The 20,296-nt window shown below is 73.0% G+C and carries 18 protein-coding genes; 1 reads left to right on the forward strand and 17 read right to left on the reverse strand.

The window, feature by feature from the left end; translation table 11 throughout:
- Positions 1–167: 167 nt before the first annotated feature.
- From ACZ4VF_RS25315 to fmt, 9 genes are all read right to left on the reverse strand, one after another.
- A complete protein-coding gene (locus tag ACZ4VF_RS25315; RefSeq protein ID WP_467928742.1) occupies positions 168–620 on the reverse strand; it encodes an Lrp/AsnC family transcriptional regulator in 453 nt (150 codons plus the stop codon).
- 27 nt (positions 621–647) lie between these two features.
- A complete protein-coding gene (locus ACZ4VF_RS25320; protein WP_467928744.1) occupies positions 648–2,135 on the reverse strand; it encodes an amino acid permease in 1,488 nt (495 codons plus the stop codon).
- Between the two features lie 416 nt (positions 2,136–2,551).
- The gene (locus tag ACZ4VF_RS25325) at positions 2,552–3,994 is read right to left on the reverse strand and encodes a GuaB1 family IMP dehydrogenase-related protein (protein WP_467928745.1); all 1,443 of its coding nucleotides are present in this window, start codon (positions 3,992–3,994) and stop codon (positions 2,552–2,554) included.
- A 132-nt stretch (positions 3,995–4,126) separates the two neighbouring features.
- A complete protein-coding gene (locus ACZ4VF_RS25330) occupies positions 4,127–4,456 on the reverse strand; it encodes a barstar family protein (RefSeq protein WP_467928746.1) in 330 nt (109 codons plus the stop codon).
- Positions 4,453–4,875 carry a guanyl-specific ribonuclease gene (locus ACZ4VF_RS25335; RefSeq protein ID WP_467928748.1) on the reverse strand — a complete coding sequence of 141 codons (423 nt, stop codon included), beginning with the start codon at positions 4,873–4,875 and terminating at the stop codon, positions 4,453–4,455. Before ACZ4VF_RS25335 ends, ACZ4VF_RS25330 begins: the two co-directional genes overlap by 4 nt.
- Before the next feature lie 86 nt (positions 4,876–4,961).
- A complete protein-coding gene (locus ACZ4VF_RS25340; protein WP_388328569.1) occupies positions 4,962–6,005 on the reverse strand; it encodes a sugar-binding transcriptional regulator in 1,044 nt (347 codons plus the stop codon).
- 90 nt (positions 6,006–6,095) lie between these two features.
- On the reverse strand, positions 6,096–6,782 hold the full coding sequence (rpe, locus tag ACZ4VF_RS25345) for a ribulose-phosphate 3-epimerase (protein WP_467928749.1): 687 nt from the start codon (positions 6,780–6,782) through the stop codon (positions 6,096–6,098).
- A 128-nt stretch (positions 6,783–6,910) separates the two neighbouring features.
- Positions 6,911–8,329: an RsmB/NOP family class I SAM-dependent RNA methyltransferase gene (locus ACZ4VF_RS25350; RefSeq protein WP_467928750.1), complete on the reverse strand. Its 1,419-nt coding sequence runs from the start codon at positions 8,327–8,329 to the stop codon at positions 6,911–6,913.
- A gap of 1,016 nt (positions 8,330–9,345) precedes the next feature.
- Positions 9,346–10,275, reverse strand: coding sequence for a methionyl-tRNA formyltransferase (gene fmt / locus ACZ4VF_RS25355; protein WP_467928752.1), 930 nt, complete (start codon positions 10,273–10,275; stop codon positions 9,346–9,348).
- 225 nt (positions 10,276–10,500) lie between these two features.
- Between fmt and ACZ4VF_RS25360 the strand changes: the two genes are divergently transcribed.
- On the forward strand, positions 10,501–11,034 hold the full coding sequence (locus ACZ4VF_RS25360; protein WP_467928753.1) for a hypothetical protein: 534 nt from the start codon (positions 10,501–10,503) through the stop codon (positions 11,032–11,034).
- 136 nt (positions 11,035–11,170) lie between these two features.
- Here the strand turns inward: ACZ4VF_RS25360 and ACZ4VF_RS25365 are convergent, their stop codons facing one another.
- The 8 genes from ACZ4VF_RS25365 to ACZ4VF_RS25400 form a co-directional block, all read right to left on the reverse strand.
- Positions 11,171–13,330 (reverse strand): primosomal protein N', encoded by a 2,160-nt coding sequence (locus ACZ4VF_RS25365; protein ID WP_467928754.1) that lies wholly within the window; start codon positions 13,328–13,330, stop codon positions 11,171–11,173.
- Positions 13,331–13,939: 609 nt separating this feature from the next.
- The gene (gene metK / locus ACZ4VF_RS25370; protein WP_467928756.1) at positions 13,940–15,148 is read right to left on the reverse strand and encodes a methionine adenosyltransferase; all 1,209 of its coding nucleotides are present in this window, start codon (positions 15,146–15,148) and stop codon (positions 13,940–13,942) included.
- 259 nt (positions 15,149–15,407) lie between these two features.
- Positions 15,408–16,610 carry a bifunctional phosphopantothenoylcysteine decarboxylase/phosphopantothenate--cysteine ligase CoaBC gene (gene coaBC, locus ACZ4VF_RS25375; RefSeq protein WP_467928757.1) on the reverse strand — a complete coding sequence of 401 codons (1,203 nt, stop codon included), beginning with the start codon at positions 16,608–16,610 and terminating at the stop codon, positions 15,408–15,410.
- A gap of 126 nt (positions 16,611–16,736) precedes the next feature.
- Entirely contained in the window at positions 16,737–17,009 is a 273-nt protein-coding gene (rpoZ, locus tag ACZ4VF_RS25380) for a DNA-directed RNA polymerase subunit omega (protein WP_003982715.1), read from the reverse strand.
- A 53-nt stretch (positions 17,010–17,062) separates the two neighbouring features.
- Positions 17,063–17,707, reverse strand: a complete 645-nt coding sequence (gmk, locus tag ACZ4VF_RS25385; protein ID WP_467928758.1) for a guanylate kinase — start codon at positions 17,705–17,707, stop codon at positions 17,063–17,065.
- Positions 17,682–18,005: an integration host factor gene (locus ACZ4VF_RS25390; protein ID WP_003977346.1), complete on the reverse strand. Its 324-nt coding sequence runs from the start codon at positions 18,003–18,005 to the stop codon at positions 17,682–17,684. The genes gmk and ACZ4VF_RS25390 overlap by 26 nt, the downstream gene beginning before the upstream one ends.
- Before the next feature lie 322 nt (positions 18,006–18,327).
- Positions 18,328–19,173: an orotidine-5'-phosphate decarboxylase gene (pyrF, locus tag ACZ4VF_RS25395; protein WP_467928760.1), complete on the reverse strand. Its 846-nt coding sequence runs from the start codon at positions 19,171–19,173 to the stop codon at positions 18,328–18,330.
- The gene (locus tag ACZ4VF_RS25400; RefSeq protein ID WP_467928761.1) at positions 19,170–20,276 is read right to left on the reverse strand and encodes a quinone-dependent dihydroorotate dehydrogenase; all 1,107 of its coding nucleotides are present in this window, start codon (positions 20,274–20,276) and stop codon (positions 19,170–19,172) included. Before ACZ4VF_RS25400 ends, pyrF begins: the two co-directional genes overlap by 4 nt.
- Positions 20,277–20,296: the final 20 nt, after the last annotated feature.

A 20,296-nucleotide genomic window follows, 5' to 3' on the forward strand; every position in this document is an offset into this window, starting at 1 on the left:
GATGACCGCGCAGACCCCGCAGGCCCCCGGTGAACCGCACCGTCACCCCCCCCCCCCCCCCCCCCCCCCCCCCCCTCCCCCCCCCCCCCCCCCCCCCCCCCCCCCCCCCCGGACGCCGTCGGCCCCGGTGCGCGGAACGCGCCCGGCGGAGGGGAACCGGGCCGCCCTTACCCGGGCGCTCCGGAGGAGAACCGCCGCAGCAGGGGCGACAGCACCAGCACCGACTTGGTGCGCTCCACGAACGGCTCCCCGGCGATCCGCTCCAGCACGCGCTCGAAGTGGCGCATGTCGGACGCGAAGACCTGGACGATCGCGTCCGCGTCCCCGGTGACGGTGGACGCGGCCACGACCTCCTGGTAGCGCTCCAGTCCCCGCTGGATGGTCTCCGGCGAGGTGTTGCGCCGGCAGTGGATCTCGATGAACCCCTCGGTCTCCCAGCCGAGCGCGGCCGGGTCCACCCGCACGGTGAATCCGGTGATCGCTCCCGTGGCCCGCAGCCGGTCCACGCGCCGCTTCACCGCGGGCGCGGACAGGCCGACCATCTGCCCGATGTCCGCGTAGGAGCGACGGGCGTCCTCGGCGAGGGCGTGCACGATGCGTTCGTCGAGATCGTTCAGCACAGGGGGTTGTTCACTTCTTCGGTCCGGTCACTTCTCCACCGTCACCGCGAGACCCTCACCGGTCGCGAGACGGGCACGGCGATAGCCGTAGAGGAAGTAGAACACGAGCCCGGCCGCCATCCAGAATCCGAAGACCACCCAGGTGACGGTGTCGAGGCTGAACATGTTGTACGCGCAGAACAGGAAGCCCAGCACCGGCAGGACCGGCCCGAACGGCACCCGGAAGGTGCGCTCGAGCTCCGGGCGCTTGTACCGCAGGACGATCACCGCGATGTTGACCAGGCCGAAGGCGAACAGGGTGCCGATGCTGGTGGCGTCGACCAGCTTGCCGAGCGGGATGAAGGCGGCGAGTACACCGCAGAACAGCGACACGATCACCGTGTTGAGACGCGGCGCGCCGGTCTTGGGGTGGATCTTGCCGAGCGCCTTCGGCACCAGGCCGTCGCGGGACATCGCGAAGAGGATGCGGGTCTGGCCGTAGAGCACGGTGAGCACCACGCTCGCGATGGAGATGACCGCGCCGAGCGCCAGCAGGGTGCCCCAGAAGGTCTGGCCGCTGACGTCGTTCATGATCGCGGCCAGGGCGGCCTCGGAGCCGTCGAACTTCTTCCAGTTCCAGGCGCCGACGGCGACGCCCGCGACGAGGACGTACAGCGCGGTCACGATGATCAGCGACAGCATGATCGCCCGCGGCAGGTCCCGCTTCGGGTCCTTCGCCTCCTCGCCGGCGGTGGAGGCGGCGTCGAAACCGATGTACGAGAAGAACAGCGAGGCACCGGCGGCGCTGACCCCGGACATGCCGAGCGGCATGAAGTCCGCGTAGTTGCCGGACTTGAAGCCCATGAAGCCGATCGCGCAGAACAGCACGAGGGCGGCGATCTTCACACAGACCATGATCGTGTTGGCCCGGGCGGACTCCCGCGCGCCGCCGAGCAGGAACGCCATCGCCAGGAGGACGACGATCAGGGCGGGCAGGTTGACGATGCCGCCCTCACCCGGCGCCGAGGACAGCGAGGCCGGGATGGTCACCCCGATCGTGCCGTCGAGCAGCTCGTTGAGGTACTCGCCCCAGCCGACGGCGACGGCGGCCACCGACACGCCGTACTCCAGCACCAGGCACCAGCCGCAGACCCAGGCGACCAGCTCGCCCATCGTTGCGTACGCATACGAGTAGGAGGAGCCGGCGACGGGGATGCTGCCCGCCAGTTCGGCGTACGACAGGGCCGAGAACAGCGCCGTGAGGCCGGCCAGGACGAAGGCCAGGGTGACCGCGGGGCCGGCCTTGGGCACGGCTTCGCCGAGGACGACGAAGATGCCGGTGCCGAGGGTGGCACCGATGCTGATCATGGTCAGCTGCCACAGCCCGAGGGAGCGCTTGAGCTGCCCTCCCTCACCCTGGCCGCCCTCCGCGACCAGGAGTTCCACGGGCTTGCGACGCATCAGGCGCGCGGCGACGCCCTGGGACGCGGGGGCGGCCGGTATCTGGTTCTGCGCTGGTGCGCCTTGGTCGAGCACGCGCTGGCTCCTTATCGCTGCCGGTGGTTCGGGGGTACGGACCGGCGTGACGGCCGGCCCTCGTGGTGGGGACCGGTGGCCTGCGAGGGCAGGAACCCACCGAGCGGGGTCCCCGCCACGCACGTACTAGCGCAGCACCCTACGAGGCGGGCCTTCACGGGCGTAATGCAGCAACCTTGCGCATCCCCGCATGATCATTGCGTTCATCGGGGTGGAATGACAAATCGTTGCGCGGGACCTGTGGACTGTTGCGCAGGGGGCCTGGGAGTCCGTTTTCTCCTCGTCGCCGACGCGCCGCCGGACACGCTGACGGAGACGCCGTCGGACACGCCACCGGACGCGTCTCCGGACATGCCGACGGCCCCCGTCGTTCCCGGGGGCGGGAGCGACGGGGGCCGTCGGTCGGGGCGTGCGGGTCAGCTCCAGCTGGCGTGCAGCGGCTTGCCCTCGGCGTAGCCGGCCGCGCTCTGGATGCCGACGATGGCCTTCTCGGCGAACTCCTCCAGGGAGCCGGCGCCGGCGTAGGTGCAGGAGGAGCGGACGCCCGCGATGATCGAGTCGATCAGGTCCTCGACACCCGGGCGGGCCGGGTCGAGGAACATGCGGGAGGTGGAGATGCCCTCCTCGAACAGCGCCTTGCGGGCACGGTCGTACGCCGACTCCTCGGACGTGCGGTTGCGCACCGCGCGCGCGGAGGCCATGCCGAAGGACTCCTTGTAGGCGCGGCCCTGGGCGTCGTGCTGGAGGTCGCCGGGCGACTCGTAGGTGCCCGCGAACCAGGAGCCGACCATCACGTTGGACGCGCCGGCGGCGAGCGCCATGGCGACGTCGCGCGGGTGCCGGACACCGCCGTCGGCCCACACGTGCTTGCCGTACTTCTTCGCCTCGGCGGCGCACTCCAGGACGGCGGAGAACTGCGGGCGGCCCACGCCGGTCATCATGCGGGTGGTGCACATGGCGCCCGGGCCGACACCGACCTTGACGATGTCCGCGCCCGCCTCGATCAGGTCCTTGACGCCCTCGGCGGAGACGATGTTGCCCGCGGCGATCGGCACGTGCGGGTCGAGCGCGCGCACCACCTTGATCGCGTTGATCATCGACTCCTGGTGGCCGTGCGCGGTGTCGATGACGAGCGTGTCCACGCCCGCGTCGAGCAGCTGCTTGGCCTTGCCCGCCACATCGCCGTTGATGCCGACGGCGGCGGCGATCCGCAGCCTGCCGTTCGCGTCGACGGCCGGCGTGTAGAGGGTGGCCCGCAGGGCGCCCTTGCGGGTCAGGATGCCGACGAGCCTGCCGTCCTTGTCGACGGCCGGGGCGTAGCGGCGGTTGTGGTGGTCGAGGGTGTTGAAGGCCTCGCGCGGGTCGATGTCGGCGTCCAGCAGGAGCAGGTCCTTGGACATGACCACTTCGAGCTGGGTGAAGCGGTCGACGCCGGACAGGTCCGCGTCGGTGACGACACCGACGGGCCGCTGGTTCTCGTCCACGACCACACCGGCGTTGTGCGCCCGCTTGGGCAGCAGCGCCAGGGCGTCGGCGACGGTCTGGTGCGGGGCCAGCACGATCGGGGTGTCCAGCACCAGGTGGCGGCTCTTCACCCAGGAGACGACGTCGGTGACGACGTCGATCGGGATGTCCTGCGGGATGACCACCAGGCCGCCCCGGCGGGCCACCGTCTCGGCCATCCGGCGGCCGGCGATGGCGGTCATGTTGGCGACGACGAGCGGGATGGTGGTGCCCGTGCCGTCCGGCGAGGCGAGGTCCACGCCCTGACGCGAGCCCACCGCGGAGCGGCTCGGCACCATGAACACGTCGTCGTACGTCAGGTCGTACGCGGGCTGGATGTCATTGAGGAAACGCACGTGCTGCACATCCCAGTCGATCAGAGGTGACCCCCTGACAGGTGTGCCAGGGGGAAAGAGCACGTACTTCATTCTCCCATGTCGGGGGACGTGGCATGCCCTGACAGAACATCCAGGGTCCCCGCCGATCACCTAGGAGGTTCCTCCAAGGGCGAGCACTACGGTGAGGGCCTCCGTCCGGTCCGCGGCCTCGGTGAACACCTCCTCGGCGGTCCGCCACTCCTCCGGCGCGGCCTCGGCGTAGGGCCGCCAGCCCCGTACGACGATCAGCAGCCCCTGCTCGACGGCGCCCTCGGGCCAGACCGTGTGGTCGGAGAGGGAGTCGGCCAGCGCGTCCCAGTTGCGGCCGAACCAGTCGGGCAGCGCCAGGGCCCCGGCGACCCGGTCCATCAGGGCCGCCTTGCCCGTGACACCGTCCAGGTCAAGGGTGACCGTGTACCGGCCGCCCAGGTCTTCCGTCATCTCAGCACCGCCCGGAACGTCTCGTAGTGATCGTCGGTGTAGTAGATCTCCCCGCCCCGGCCGGTGACGAGGCGCCGGGCGCCGCGGTCGCGGGAGCCGGGGGTGGGCACGGTGTACTCGTGGTAGTAGCCGCGCGGGTGTCTCGGCAGACGGCCCTCGAAGTTCCCGAAGACGGTCCCGTCCTTGGCGTAGGGGAAGGGACCGCCCCGGTCGACGAGGGCCAGTGTCCTGCGGGCCTCGGCGGGCAGCCGGGACTCCAAGACGGTGGCCGTGCCCCGCGCCCAGGCCGGGGTGGATGCGGCCGGTGGGGCGGAGGGGGCGTGGGAGGCGGGGCCGGAGGCGCTGGAGCACCCCGTCAGGAGGACGGCGAGACAGACCAGCAGCCCGGCGAGAGCACGGGGGACGAACCGCGGCGGCATGCGGACGATGCTGCCACGGCCGTCCCGTCACGGGCCCGCCGCGACCCGCCGTCGGGCCCCGTCGTCGGGACCGCCGGCATCCGCTGTCAGGCCCCGTCGGGGTCCTGGCGGCTGAGCGCGGGCTTCGGCGTCGGGCCCGCCGTCATCAGGTAGTCGGCGGCCGAGGTGTCGGTGACCAGGCTGGTGACCAGTCCCGAGCGCAGCACCGCGTCGATCGCGGCGGCCTTGCGCTGCCCGCCCGCGATCGCCACGACCTCCGGGATACGGCGCAGCTGGTCGGCCTTGACCGTGATGCACCGCTCCCCCAGGTCCCGTCCGATCCGGCGTCCCTCCGCGTCGAAGAGGTGCGCCGACATCTCGGCGGCGACCCCGAGCGAGGCGTAGTGCGCGCGCTCCTCGTCGCTGAGCATGTCGTGGACGGTGGAGATGCCCGGCTCCCAGGAGCCGATGGAGACACAGGCGACCGTGACCTTGTCGAAGTACTCGAAGGCCCGGGCGATCCCGGTCTGGTGGCGCAGCGCCACCGCGGTGGCCGCGTCCGGGAGCAGCATCGGCGCGTAGATGGGGTGGGCGTCGCCGCCCGACACCTGGGCGGCCCGCCGGACCGCCTCCACCGAACCGCGCTCGGCGGTCCCGGCGTCGTACACGCCCGTGAGCTGCACCACCGTGCACGGCGGCAGCCGGTCGAGCGCCGCCGCCATGTGGATGGTGGACCGGCCCCAGGCCAGCCCGAGCACGTCCCCCTCGTTGACGAGTTCGCCGAGCAGGTCGGCGGCGACCTCCCCGAGGTTCTCGGGGTCGGGGGTCTCCTCCGACTCGGGCGGGGACTCGACCACGACGGCGTGCCTCAGGCCGTAGCGGGCGCGGAGCGCGTCGGAGCGCTCGGCGTCCAGCTCGGCCGGCACGCGGATCTCGATGCGTACGAGATCCCGTTCGAGGGCCGTCTCCAGGACCCGGGCCACCTTGAAGCGGCTGACGCCGAACTCCTCCGCGATCTGGATCTTGGACTTGCCCTCGAGGTAGAAGCGGCGGGCCATGGCCGCCGCCTGCACCAGCTCAGCGGGTCCCATCCGCATGGCTGACCGGCCCGCCGACATACCCGACACGGCGATCTCCTCACTGCTGTTCACACTCTGGATTCGCCGTTCATCCTTGCAGATTCGGCGCGACTGCTCCGCCCTGATGGGCGGCGTTCATTCAAGCGTTCACTTCGCCGTGGCTCAGTGGTCGCATGCCCAGGTCGCCCGGGCGGTGGCCGCCTCCGCCTGTGTGCGCAGGGCCCGTACGGCCTCCGCCGGGTCCTCCGCCCCGTAGACGGCGGAGCCGGCGACGAACACGTCCGCTCCCGCGTCCGCGCACCGCTCGATCGTCGAGGCCGAGACACCTCCGTCGACCTGCAGCCACAGCTGCAGACCGTGCTTGTCGATCAGCTCACGGGTGCGGCGGATCTTCGGCAGCATGATGTCGAGGAACGCCTGGCCGCCGAAGCCCGGCTCCACCGTCATGACGAGCAGCATGTCGAGTTCCGGCAGCAGGTCCTCGAACGGCTCGATCGGCGTCGCGGGCCTGAGCGCCATCGAGGCACGGGCCCCCTTGGCGCGGATCTCCCGGGCGAGCCGCACGGGCGCGGCCGCCGCCTCCACGTGGAAGGTGACGGACGAGGCCCCCGCCTCGACGTACTGGGGGGCCCACCGGTCGGGGTCCTCGATCATCAGGTGGCAGTCCAGCGGGGTGTCCGTCGCACGGGCCAGGGATTCCACGACCGGCACGCCGAGCGTGAGGTTCGGGACGAAGTGGTTGTCCATGACGTCGACGTGGAGCCAGTCGGCGCCTCGGACCGCCTCGGCCTCCTCCGCGAGGCGGGCGAAGTCGGCGGACAGGATGCTGGGGTTGATCTGCACGGCCATGACCCAAGCCTGCCATGCCGCTGCGCCCGGCTGTAGCGGCGGTCCACGGGTTGTTCTCCGGCCGCCGGCCCGGTGGGGCCGGTCGCGCGGTTCCCGCGCCCCTTCGGGACGCGCTGCTCCGCCCGGCGTCAGGCGGTTCTGCGGATCAGCGCCAAGTACATCGCGTCCGTGCCGTGCACGTGCGGCCACAGCTGGAGGTCCGGGCCCGCGCCGAGGTCGGGTACCCCGGGGAGGAGGGGGCGGGCGTCGATCAGTTCCGTGTCCGGGAACTGCTTGAGGACGTCCGAGACGACCGCGCGGGTCTCCGCCAGGTGCGGGGAGCAGGTGGCGTAGCCGACGACGCCGCCGACGCGGACGGAGTCCAGGGCGGAGCGGAGCAGGCCGCGCTGGAGCGGGGCGAAGTTGTCGAGGTCGTCGGGGCGGCGGCGCCAGCGGGCCTCCGGGCGGCGGCGGAGGGCACCGAGGCCGGTGCAGGGCACGTCGACCAGGACCCGGTCGAAGCTGCCGGGGCGCCACGGCGGGCGGGTGCCGTCGGCGGCGATGACCTGGTACGGCCCCGGGTTGCCGGCCAGGGCCCTGGCCACCAGTCCGGCGCGGTGCGGCTGCTTCTCCGAGGCGAGCAGCGCGGCCCCGCGCTCGGCGGCGAGCGCGGCCAGCAGCGCGGCCTTGCCGCCGGGGCCCGCGCAGCCGTCGAGCCACTTCGCGTCGGGCCCGTCGAGCGGGGCGTTCGCCAGCGCGAGGGCGACCAGCTGGCTGCCCTCGTCCTGGACCCCGGCCCGTCCCTCGCGCACGGCCTCGACCGCGCCGGGCTCACCGCCCTCGGCGAGCCGCACGGCGTACGGCGACCAGCGGCCGGGGACGGCGGCGTCCTCGCGGAGCAGCTCCTCGGTGGTGGCCCGGCCGGGACGGGCGACGAGCGTCACCTCCGGCCGCTCGTTGTCCGCCGCCAGCAGCCGCTCGATGCCGGCCCGGCCGCCGCCGAGGGAGTCCCACAGCGCGGAGACGACCCAGCGGGGGTGCGAGTGGACGATCGACAGGTGGTCCTCCGGGTCCTCCTCGTAGGGCGGCGCGACCTTCTCGATCCAGCCGTCGAGATCGTCCTGGGCCACCTTGCGCAGCACCGCGTTGACGAACTTGGCCCGCCCGTCCCCGAGCACGACCCGGGCCAGCTCCACGGAGGCGGAGACGGCGGCGTGGGTCGGGATCCGGGTGCCGAGCAACTGGTGCACGCCCAGGCTCAGCACGTCGAGCACCGGCGGGTCGACCTCGCGCAGCGGCCGGTCGACACAGGCGGCGATGACGGCGTCGTACGTGCCCTGCCGGCGCAGCGTGCCGTAGACCAGCTCGGTGGCGAGGGCGGCGTCCCGGGCGTCGAAGTCGCCCTTCTCGCGGGCCTTCCTGAGCAGCGGGGGCAGCACGAGGTTGGCGTACGCGTCCCGCTCGTCCACCGCGCGCAGCGCCTCGAAGGCCAGGATGCGGACGGGGTCCTTCTGGGGACGGCGGTAGGGCTTGGCGGGCTTGCGCGGCCGCCGGGACTGCTCGCTCACGAAAAAGGTGCTCCGGGTGTGAAGAGAGGAATGCGCCTCCAGCGTACGTCGCCGAACCCCCGCCACCACCGCCCGGGCTCCTCGGCGCCGTTGGTGTCCGTTCGGAAGCGTGGTTGCGGTGCCTTGGGCAGCACGGTCGCGGTTCGCCGGGCAGCCCCGGTTGCGGCGCCCTGGACAGCACGGTTGCGGTCCGCTGGGCAGCACGGTTGTGGTCCGCTGGGCAGCACCGCGCCGGTCCCCTCGCAAGCACCGGCCGGTCCGCTCGGAAGCACGGTTGCGGTCGCCTGGGGAGCACGGTTGCACGGTTGCGGTCCCCTGGGGAGCTCGGTTGCGGCGCCCTGGGCAGCACGGTTGTGGTCCGCTGGGCAGCACGGTTGCGGCGCCCTGGACAGCACGGTTGTGGTCCGCTGGGCAACACGATTGCGGCGCCCTGGACAGCACGGTTGCGGTCCGCTGGGCAGCGCCGCGCCGGCCCGCTCGCGCCGTTGCGGTCGCCTGGGAATCAGCGTTGCGGTCCCTGGACAGCAAGGTCGCGGCCCCCTGGGCAGCACCGTGCCGGTCCGCTCGCACGCATCGACCGGTCCCTCGGAAGCACCGTCGCGGTTTCCTCTCGAGCACCCTGCCGGTCCGCTCACGAACACCGGCCGGTCCCCTCGCGAACAGCGTGCCGGTCCCCCGCGGCAGCGTCCGCTCCTCGCGGGCACCACGCCAGAGCTCGTCGAACGCACCGCGCAGGCCGCGGCGACTGCCCTGCCGGCGGGCTGTTCTCCAGGGACGACATCCCGAGAACCCGCTCTCCCGCCGACGCGACCTGATCGGGCCGCCGTCAGCGCCGCGCCGGTCCCCTTGCAGGACCGCACCCGCGCCGACGCTCTCGGAGAACGGTCACCGCCGCCGGGGCGCCGCGTTACCGATGCCCGGGTCCGCCGGGCCGGCGTCAGCCGGGTCCGCCGCGCCGGCGTTCTCTGAGAACGGCCCCCGCCGTCCAGGTCCACCGCGCCGGCGTCGTCCGGGCGTCAGCCGAGGGTCTCGCCCTCCGCGATGCGTACCCCCCGGGCCCAGTCGGCCGCGCGCATCGGCTTCTTGCCCTGGGCCTGGACCCACAGCAGCTCGACGGCGTAGGAGCCGGTGCCCACGTGGACGCTGTTCTTGCCCACCGCGAGCCGGCCCGGGGCGAGGTCGGTCCGGTCGGGTACGGGCGTGGCCTGGATCAGCTTGAGCCGCTCGCCGCGGAAGACGGTCCAGGCGCCGGGCGCCGGGGTGCAGCCGCGCACGACCCGGTCGACGCGCAGCGCGGGCGCCGCCCAGTCGACCTGGGCGTCCTCGACGGTGATCTTCGGCGCGACGGTGATGCCGTCGGCGGGCTGCGGTACGGCCTTCAGGGTGCCGTCCTCGATGCCGTCCATGGTGGCGGCGAGCAGCCCGGCGCCCGCGAAGGCGAGCCGGGTGAGCAGGTCACCGCTGGTGTCGGTGGGACGGATCTCCTCGGTCACGGTGCCGTAGACCGGTCCGGAGTCCAGCCCCTCCTCGATGAGGAAGGTGGACGCGCCCGTGATCTCGTCGCCGGCCATGATGGCGTGCTGCACCGGCGCCGCTCCGCGCCAGGCGGGCAGCAGCGAGAAGTGCAGGTTGACCCAGCCGTGCGCGGGGATGTCCAGGGCCGCCCTCGGCAGCAGGGCGCCGTAGGCCACGACCGGGCAGCAGTCCGGCGCGATCTCCCTGAGCCGCTCCAGGAACTCCGGGTCCCGCGGCTTCAGCGGCTTCAGCACCTCGATCCCGGACTCCTCCGCCCGCTCGGCCACGGGCGACGCGACCAGTCGGCGCCCGCGCCCGGCCGGCGCGTCGGGCCGCGTGACGACGGCGGCCACCTCGTGCCGCCCTGAGGCGAGCAGAGCGTCCAGAGCGGGAACGGCGACCTCGGGGGTACCGGCGAAGACGAGCTTCATGGGCGGGATCGGGCCTCTCGGGCGGGGGTCGGCGGGCAGCGCACCAGTCTATGACCATGAACCCGGGCCGCACGGCGCACGGGTGGGCAGGCGGCGTACGCATATGCCCGTACGCCCCCACCCCGTGACCAGCGGACCGCAAGAGCGTTGGTCAAGAAAGAGTTGACCACATCGGGCCGCTTTCGCGGCCCAATTCCTTTCAACGCCGGTTCGAGAGGCTTGTTCATGGCCGACCACGCAACCCACGACGCCCAGGCCCGGGCCAGCCTGCACTTGCTGGTGCGGGACATCGAGCGGGTCCGCCGGCAGGTGGACGCGCTGCGCACGCTCACCGCCCAGCTGGGCAACGTCTACCGTCCGCGCCGCACCGGCCCGTCCACGGGCTTCGTCGTCTACGGACGCGCTCCCGCCCCGACGGTCCGCCTCGCCCAGGAACTCCGCGACAGTGTCGAAACCCTGGTCACGGCCGCCGTGGACTTCGACCGCTCGCTCGGCTTCTCCTGGGACGCGGTGGGCTCGGCGCTCGGGGTCACCAAGCAGGCGGTGCACCGCCGTTACGGCGCCCGCCGCGCCGCGGCCCAGGCGGCGGCCGAGGCGGAGCGGTCGCCGGAGCCGTCCGGCAGCCGCACGCTCAACGTGACCACGGGCCTGCCCACCGTCCCCGCGGCCCGCTCCATGCCGACCCAGCCGACCGCGGGCAGTCCGACGCTGCGCGACGACGTCCGCCCGACGGCCTTCCCCGGCCCGCGCAACGGCTGACTCGCCCGTCGCGCCTTTCCCGTCCCTCCCCATTGCCCCTTCCTGCCCTCCCGGTCCGTCTCCGGGAGGGCAGCCGCGTGCGCGGGCCGTTCCGCTCCCGCCCTGCCGGCCCTGCCCTCGCCGGCCTCCCCCCTCGTCAGCCGATGTCCGGTGGGTCGATCCGCACCCGTACCACCTCCGCGCCGCCCCGGGCCATGCGCGCGGCCTGGGCGGTCTTCAGGGCGGCGGCCAGCGCGGCCCCGCTGCCCGGGGGGACGCGGACCAGGGCCCGGTCCCAGTGCTCGCCGAGTGGCGGTGCGCCCGGTCTGCGCGGCCGGCCGGGCGGTGCGGGCGGCAGCGGTACCGGCCCGAGCACCTCGGCGTCCGGCGGCAGCTCGACCGCCGCGAGGAACTCGGCGAGGGCGTCGGGCGGCCCGGACACGGCCGCCATCCGGGACACCGGCGGGAAGCCCAGCTCGGCCCGCTCGGCGAGCTCCCGCACGGCATGCCCGACCGGGTCCCAGCGCACCAGCGCCTGCACGGGCCGCAGCGTCGGCTCCGCCACCACGACGACCGTGCCGCCCTCGCCCTGGGGCCGCACCAGCGCCCCGGCCGCGATCCACCGGCGCAGGGCGTCCTCACCGGCCCGCAGGTCGGGCCGCCCGAGCATGGCCCAGCCGTCCAGCAGCAGGGCCGCCGCGTAGCCGCCCTCGGCGACGGGTTCGGCGCCCGGGGTGCTGACGACCAGTGCGGGGGTGCCGGGCACGGTGTCCAGCACGTGCTCGCGCCCGGAGGTGCGTACCGGTACGGCGGGGAAGGCCCGCCCCAGTTCCTCGGCGGTGCGGCGGGCACCCACGATCTGTGCGCGGAGCCGGAAGCCGCCGCATTCCGGGCAGTGCCAGGCGCCCTCCTCGCGTCCGCACCAGCCGCACCGCAGCACCCCGGCGTCCTGGCCCTGGAGCGGGCCGGCACAGTGCCGGCAGCGGGCGGGCGCCCGGCACTGTGCGCAGGCCATGCGGGGCGCGTAACCCCGCCGGGGCACCTGCACCAGCACGGGCCCGTGCCGCAGCCCCTCGCGGGCCGCCTGCCAGGCGAGGGTGGGCAGCCGGGCGGCGCGGGCGGCCTCGTCGCGCGCGAGGTCCTCGTCCCCCACCGTCCGGACGAGGGGCGCGTGGAGCCGTACCTGTTCCCGCCCGGCGACCAGCGGACGGGCCCAGCCGCTCTCGACCAGCTGGGCGGCCTCCACGGTGCAGCTCCGACTGCCCAGCAGGAAGGCGCACCTGTCCAGCGCGGCACGCAGCAGGAGGACATCGCGGGCGTGCGGCTGCGGGGCGTGCTGCTCGCTGTGGCTGTCGTCGCCGTCGTCCCAGATCGCGACGAGCCCTAGCTCCTGCACGGGCGCGAACATCGCCGCCCGGGTCCCCACCACGGCGCGGACGGAACCGCGCCGGACCGCCAGCCACTGCGCGTACCGCTTCTCGGGCCCGGCGTCGGCCGTGAGCAGCGCGTGCCGGCCCGTGCCCAGCAGCTCGGTCAGCGCGGCGTCCACGCGCGCGGCGGCACGCCCGTCCGGTACGACGACGAGAGCGCCGCGCCCGGAGGCGAGGGCGGCGGCGACGGCACGCGCCAGCTCCTCGCTCCACAGCGGCCCCGGCAGCGCGTTCCACACGGCCCTGGGGGCCCCTCCGGAGGCCAGCGCGTCCAGGAAGGCGGCCCCGTGCTCGTACCGCGTCCAGGAGCCGGTGTCCGGTGCCTGCGGCGGGGGCAGCGGCGCCGGGGACGGGCGTTGCTCGGCGCGGGCGTTGCGCGGGGGGACGGCCAGTTGCAGCACGTCGGCGAGGCTGCCGGCGTACCGGTCGGCGACGGCCCGGGCGAGGCCGAGCAGTTCCTCGCTCAGCACCCGCTCCGGCGACACGACCTGCGCGAGGGCGGCCAGCGGTCCGGAGTAGTCGGACTCGGCGCGCCGCTCGACCAGGAACCCGTCGATGAGCCCGCCGCCCTCCCGTCGCCCCTCGCGCACCCGGTGCCGCCCGGCCCCGAACCGCACCCGGACGCGCACGCCGGGCTGCGCCTCGGCGTCCAGCTCCTCCGGCACGGCGTAGTCGAAGTACCGGTCGAGGTGCAGCACGCCCTTGTCGACCAGCACCCGCGCGACGGGCAGTTCCTTGGCGAGCGCGGCCCCCCGCCACGTCCGCGGTTTGGCCCGCGGCGCCCTGGCCTGGCGCACGCTCTCCCGGATGAGCGCGAGCTGCTCCGGCGGCGCCCCCTCGGCCCCGCCGCCCCCGTCCGCTCCGGGAACCCCGTTCTCGCTGCTCACGCTTGCATTCTTACCAAACGCCACTGACAACGCCGCCGCCCGCCCGAACCCGCCCCGGCTGCGCGCCCCCGGGCTCTCGGCCATGACCGAATCGGCGTCACACCCGCTGGAGGACCCGAAGGCGCCGAAGGGGAGAAGCCCGGTGACCGGGCCGGACACCACATCGCCCGCGCGTCCCTCCAGCCGGCCCCAGGGATCCCCCCGGAGGACCTTGAGCGACAGCGCGACCTGTCCGTGCGGGTGTCCGCCACCAGCACCACCGCGGTGATCCGCTGCCCCACCGCGCACAGCTCCGAGGGACGGCCGGCCCGGTGCCAGGACGGCTCGTACGCCGGCACGCGGCCGAGGGCGCCGTCCGGGACGCCGTCGAAGCGCTCGATCACGTCGTCCCCGTCCAGCCCCGTCACGACGGCGGACCTCGCCTCTCCCCGTCGCGCGGCCAGGCGTGCGCGCAGACCGTCGAAGACGGGCAGGACGCGCGGGTCGGGATCGTGGAGACCGACCGTCCCCGGCGCCGCATCCGGCCGGCGCCCGCCGGCCGACCCGGACGCGCCGAGGCCCGGCCTCCCCGTGAAGGGAGGCCGGGCCTCGGCGAACGGCCGGTCGTGACTACAGGCCCGCGGCCTTGCGCAGGGCGTCCACGCGGTCGGTGCGCTCCCAGGTGAAGTCGGGCAGCTCGCGGCCGAAGTGGCCGTACGCCGCCGTCTGGGAGTAGATCGGGCGGAGCAGGTCGAGGTCGCGGATGATCGCGGCCGGGCGGAGGTCGAAGACCTCGTCGATCGCCTTCTCGATCTTCTCGTGGTCGATCTTGGCGGTGCCGAAGGTCTCCACGAAGAGACCGACGGGCTCGGCCTTGCCGATCGCGTAGGCGACCTGGACCTCGCAGCGCGAGGCGAGACCGGCGGCGACGACGTTCTTGGCGACCCAGCGCATCGCGTACGCGGCCGAGCGGTCGACCTTGGACGGGTCCTTGCCGGAGAAGGCACCGCCGCCGTGGCGGGCCATGCCGCCGTAGGTGTCGATGATGATCTTGCGGCCGGTCAGGCCGGCGTCGCCCATCGGGCCGCCGATCTCGAAACGGCCGGTCGGGTTCACCAGCAGCCGGTAGCCCTCGGTCTCCAGCTTGATGCCCTCGTCCAGCAGCGCCTTCAGCTCCGGCTCCACGACGAACTCGCGGATGTCGGGGGCGAGCAGCGACTCCAGGTCGATGTCGGAGGCGTGCTGGGAGGAGACGACCACCGTGTCGAGGCGGACGGCCTTGTCGCCGTCGTACTCGATGGTGACCTGCGTCTTGCCGTCCGGGCGCAGGTAGGGGATGGTGCCGTTCTTGCGGACCTCGGAGAGGCGCTTGGACAGCCGGTGCGCCAGGAAGATCGGCAGCGGCATCAGGGTCGGCGTCTCGTCGGAGGCGTAGCCGAACATCAGGCCCTGGTCGCCCGCGCCCTGCTTGTCGAGTTCGTCCTCGTCGCCCTCGACCCGGGCCTCGTACGCCGCGTCGACACCCTGCGCGATGTCCGGGGACTGCGCGCCGATGGACACCGAGACACCGCAGGAGGCGCCGTCGAAGCCCTTCTTGGAGGAGTCGTAGCCGATCTCCAGGATCTTGCTGCGGACGAGGGTCGCGATGTCCGCGTAGGCCTTGGTCGTGACCTCGCCGGCCACGTGCACCAGGCCGGTGGTGATCAGCGTCTCCACGGCGACCCGGGAGGTCGGGTCCTCGCGCAGGAGCGCGTCGAGAATGGTGTCGCTGATCTGGTCAGCGATCTTGTCGGGGTGACCCTCGGTCACGGACTCCGAGGTGAACAGGCGACGGGACACAACGCTCCCTGTGGTTGCAGCGGCTGCTGGCTGATCATTTGCGGTCGACACGGGGCTGCGCCCGGCGTCGACCGTGACAGTTTATCGGTCGCACTCGGTCGGCGGGCCACTGTCTCCCTTCTTGGGAACGCTGTGACCTGCGGCACGGGCATTCTGCACAATGGCGAGCGGCCTTGGCCAGGGCCGCCACGCCCGATTCGAGCATGGCTCGAGCGTGTCGCGGGCCCGGCGCGGAGTTCCCCCGATCGCCTGGTGCCCCTTAGTCCAGTCGCCGCACGACCAGGTCCCAGACCGTGTCGGCGAGGGCTTCCTTGGGGCCGTGCGGCACCGGGGTCTCGCTGCCGTCGGCGCCCAGGACGACGGCCTCGTTCTCCTCGGCGCCGAAGGTCTTGCGCTCTCCCACCTCGTTGACCACGAGCAGGTCACAGCCCTTGCGGGCGAGTTTGGTACGGCCGTTGGCGAGGACGTCGTCGGTCTCGGCGGCGAAGCCGACGATCACCTGCCCGGCGCGGCCACGGTCGGCGGAGATCTCCGCGAGGATGTCCGGATTCCGCACCAGGACGATCGGGTCGGGCTCCTGGCCGTCCTTCTTCTTGATCTTCCCGGGGGCGTACGCGGCCGGGCGGAAGTCGGCGACGGCGGCGGCCATGACCACGGCGTCCGCGTCCGCGGCGGCCTTCAGGACGGCCTCGCGCAGCTGCACGGCGGTGCCGACCCGGACGACGTCCACGCCCGCCGGGTCGGGCAGGTCCGCGTTGGCCGAAACCAGCGTCACCCGGGCGCCGCGGGCGGCGGCGGTGCGGGCGAGGGCGTACCCCTGCTTGCCGGAGGAGCGGTTGCCGAGGAAGCGGACGGGGTCGAGGGGCTCGCGGGTGCCGCCGGCGGAGACGACGACGTGCCGGCCCGCGAGGTCGGGCTCGGTGACGCCCCGGGCCAGCACCCGGCGGCACACCTCGAAGATCTCCCCGGGCTCGGGCAGCCGGCCCTTGCCGGTGTCGACGCCGGTGAGGCGGCCGACGGCGGGTTCGATGACGACGGCACCGCGGCGGCGCAGCGTGGCCACGTTCTCCTGGGTGGCCGGGTGCTCCCACATCTCGGTGTGCATGGCCGGGGCGAAGACGACGGGACAGCGGGCGGTGAGGAGGGTGTTGGTGAGCAGGTCGTCGGCGAGGCCGTGGGCGGCCTTGGCGAGCATGTCGGCGGTGGCCGGGGCGACCACCACCAGGTCGGCGTGCTGGCCGATGCGGACGTGCGGGACCTGGTGGACGTCGTCCCAGACCCGGGTGGAGACGGGGTTGCCGGACAGGGCCGACCAGGTGGCCGCGCCGACGAAGTTCAGCGCCGAGGCGGTGGGCACCACGCGGACGTCGTGGCCCGACTCCGTGAACCTCCTCAGCAGCTCACAGGCCTTGTAGGCGGCGATGCCACCGCTGACCCCCAGCACGACCCTCGGCTTGTCCACCGTGTCTCCCCGGACTCGACTACGTACGACGCAAACGTACGACTCCATGACACACCACAGGCCCGGCAGCGTGACTGCCGGGCCTGTGGATAAGTCGATCTCTATCTGACAGCAGTACTGCGCGTACTACTGCGCCGGGCCCTCGACGGCCTCGGAGGTCAGCAGACCGGCGTTGATCTCGCGCAGCGCGATCGAGAGCGGCTTCTCGTGGACATGGGTGTCGACGAGCGGACCGACGTACTCGAGGAGGCCCTCACCGAGCTGCGAGTAGTACGCGTTGATCTGGCGCGCACGCTTGGCAGCGTAGATCACGAGGCTGTACTTCGAGTCGGTCGCCTCGAGAAGCTCGTCGATCGGCGGGTTGATGATGCCCTCGGGCGCGGTGATGGAAGAGGACACGCTCTACCTTCCGATGGATGGGAAAGAATCAGACATCGTGACCACAGTCACGATCACACAACGTCCATCAAGGCTAGCAGCTCGCGGGCCACGTCCTCGACGGAGGTGTTGACCAGGGTCTCGTCGAACTCCGGCTCGGCCGCCAGCTCGGTCTTCGCCGCCGCCAGGCGGCGTTCGATGACCTCCGGCGGCTCGGTCCCCCGGCCGGTCAGCCTGCGCACCAGCTCCTCCCAGGAGGGCGGAGCCAGGAACACCAGCTGGGCGTCGGACATGGACTCGCGGACCTGTCGGGCGCCCTGGAGGTCGATCTCCAGAAGGACGGGCTCGCCGTTCTCCAGCCGCTCCAGTACGGCCGCGCGGGGCGTGCCGTAACGGTTGCCGGCGAACTCGGCCCATTCCAGCAGCTCGCCGTTGGCGATCAGCTTGTCCATCTCCTCGTCGGTGACGAAGAAGTAGTGCACTCCGTGCTGCTCGCCGGGGCGCGGCTTGCGGGTCGTCGCCGACACCGAGAGCCAGACCTCGGGGTGTTCCTTGCGCATATGGGCGACGACCGTGCTCTTGCCGACCCCCGAGGGGCCGGAGAGCACGGTCAGCCGCGGACGTTCACTCATGCAGCGATTATTCCAGCAATCCCGGAGTGCCCGGGACTCCCGGGTCCGCCCGGAAGCGGACTCAGGAGCCGGTGCTGCCGAACTCACGCTCCAGGGAGGCGATCTGGTTGGAACCGAGACCGCGCACGCGGCGGCTCTCGGAGATGCCCAGACGCTCCATGATCTGCTTGGCGCGGACCTTGCCCACGCCCGGCAGGGACTCCAGCAGCGCGGAGACCTTCATCTTGCCGATGACGTCGTTTTCCTGGCCCTGCTTGATGACCTCGTGCAGGGAGGCGCCGGAGTGCTTGAGTCGATTCTTGACCTCGGCCCGCTCCCGGCGAGCCGCGGCGGCCTTTTCGAGCGCGGCTGCGCGCTGTTCAGGGGTAAGGGGCGGAAGAGCCACGCCTACGTCACCTCGGATGTCGAACTGTCGGATACGGACCGGTGAGGAACCTAGTCGCCCCACACCTGGGGAGCTACGAGCAACACGCTGCCCGTTCTCCCCACACTGTCTGAGGGGCGCGGGAGGTGCCCCCACTGCTCGGAGACTAGCGGGCAAGTCCGCCAGAGTCAGCGAGAACAGCGGAAAAGTCCTGGTCAGCCTCCGCCAGGCCAGACATTTGAGACAAATTGCCCTCGATTTGAGGATGTATTCACTCTCAAGTCGGCGAGATCCCGCCCGCCCCGGCACGCGGCGGGGCGCGCGCCGGGCACGCGGCCGGGGCTCAGGCGCCTGCGACGGCCGCCTGGATCTCCGTCGCGAACCGCTCGGCGGCGTCGCGCAGGGCGCTGACGTCGGGACCGTGACGCAGAACACCCCGGCTGACGTTCGGCACGACGTTGCGCACGGCCGCCCCGAAGACCCCGGGGAGGTCGGCCGGCGTCGCGCCCTGGGCGCCGATGCCGGGCGCGAGGAGCGGGCCGCCCATGTCCAGGTCGTAGGTCGACAGGTCGCCGAGCGTGGCCCCGACCACGGCGCCGAAGGAGCCCAGCGGCTCCTCCCCCGCGTTCTCGGCCGCCAGGCGGGCCAGCATGGTCGCCCCGACGGTCCGGCCGTCGGCGCGGATCGCGTGCTGCACCTCGCCGCCTTCGGGGTTCGAGGTCAGCGCCAGCACGAACAGGCCGGTGCCGCTCTCCCGGGCCAGCGCGACGGCCGGGCTCAGCGAGCCGTAGCCGAGGTACGGCGAGACGGTCAGGGCGTCGGAGAACAGCGGGGCGTCCGGGCGCAGGAACGCCTCGGCGTAGGCGGCCATGGTCGAGCCGATGTCGCCGCGCTTGGCGTCCATCACGACCAGCGCGCCGGCCGCCCGCGCCTCCTGCACGGACTTCTCCAGGACGGCCAGGCCGCGCGAGCCGAACCGCTCGAAGAAGGCGCTCTGCGGCTTCAGGACGGCCACCCGGTCGGCCACGGCCTCGACGACCGTGCGGCTGAAGCGCTCCAGGCCGGCCACGTCGTCGTCCAGGCCCCACTCGGCGAGCAGCGAGGCGTGCGGGTCGATGCCGATGCACAGCGGGCCGCGCTCGTCCATGGCGCGGCGCAGCCGGGCGCCGAAGGGCTCCAACGGGCTCATGCGGGCTTCCTCACGTCGGCGCCGACCGCGTCGGCGAGGGTGGCGTAGGGGCTGGTGCGCAGGCGGGCGGCGAGGCCCTTGTGGATCGACCGGCACCAGAAGGGGCCCTGGTAGATGAAGGCGCTGTACCCCTGGACCAGCGTGGCACCGGCCAGGATGCGCTGCCAGGCGTCCTCGGCGGTCTCGATGCCACCGACCCCCACCAGGGTGATCCGGTCGCCCACGCGCGCGTACAGGCGGCGCAGGACCTCCAGGGAGCGCTCCTTGAGCGGGGCACCGGAGAGCCCGCCGGTCTCCTGCACCAGCGCGGGCGCCGACCGCAGGCCGAGGCCCTCGCGCGCGATGGTGGTGTTGGTGGCGATGATGCCGTCCAGGCCCAGCTCCACGGCGAGGTCGGCGACGGCGTCGATGTCCTCGTCGGCGAGGTCCGGGGCGATCTTCACCAGCAGCGGGACGCGCCGGTTCGCCACCGTGCGGTCGGCGGCCTCGCGTACGGCGGTGAGCAGCGGACGCAGGTGGTCCACCGCCTGGAGGTCGCGCAGCCCGGGCGTGTTCGGCGAGGAGACGTTGACGACCAGGTAGTCCGCGTAGGCGGCGAGGCGCTCGGCGGACTTCACGTAGTCGGCGACGGCCTCCTCCTCCGGGACGACCTTCGTCTTGCCGATGTTGACGCCGACCACGGTCCTGAAGACCGGCTCGCGGGTGGCGAGGCGGGCGGCCACGGCGAGCGAGCCGTCGTTGTTGAAGCCCATACGGTTGATCAGCGCCCGGTCCGCGACCAGGCGGAACAGCCGCTTCTTCGGGTTACCGGGCTGCGGCTCCCCCGTCACCGTGCCGATCTCGACGTGGTCGAAGCCCAGCATCGACATCCCGTCGATCGCGACGGCGTTCTTGTCGAAGCCGGCGGCGAGCCCGAAGGGGCCGTGCATGCGCAGCCCGAAGGCCTCCGTGCGCAGGTCCTTGTAACGGGGCGCGAGGGCAGCCGCGAGGAACGTGCGCAGCACGGGGATGCGGGCGGCGAGGCGGATCCAGCGGAAGGCCAGGTAGTGGGCCTTCTCGGGGTCCATCCGGGTGAAAACCAGACGGAAGAAGAGTTCGTACATGTCCCTGTGTCCTCATGAAG

The sequence above is a fragment of the Streptomyces sp. NPDC029151 genome (assembly GCF_055564315.1).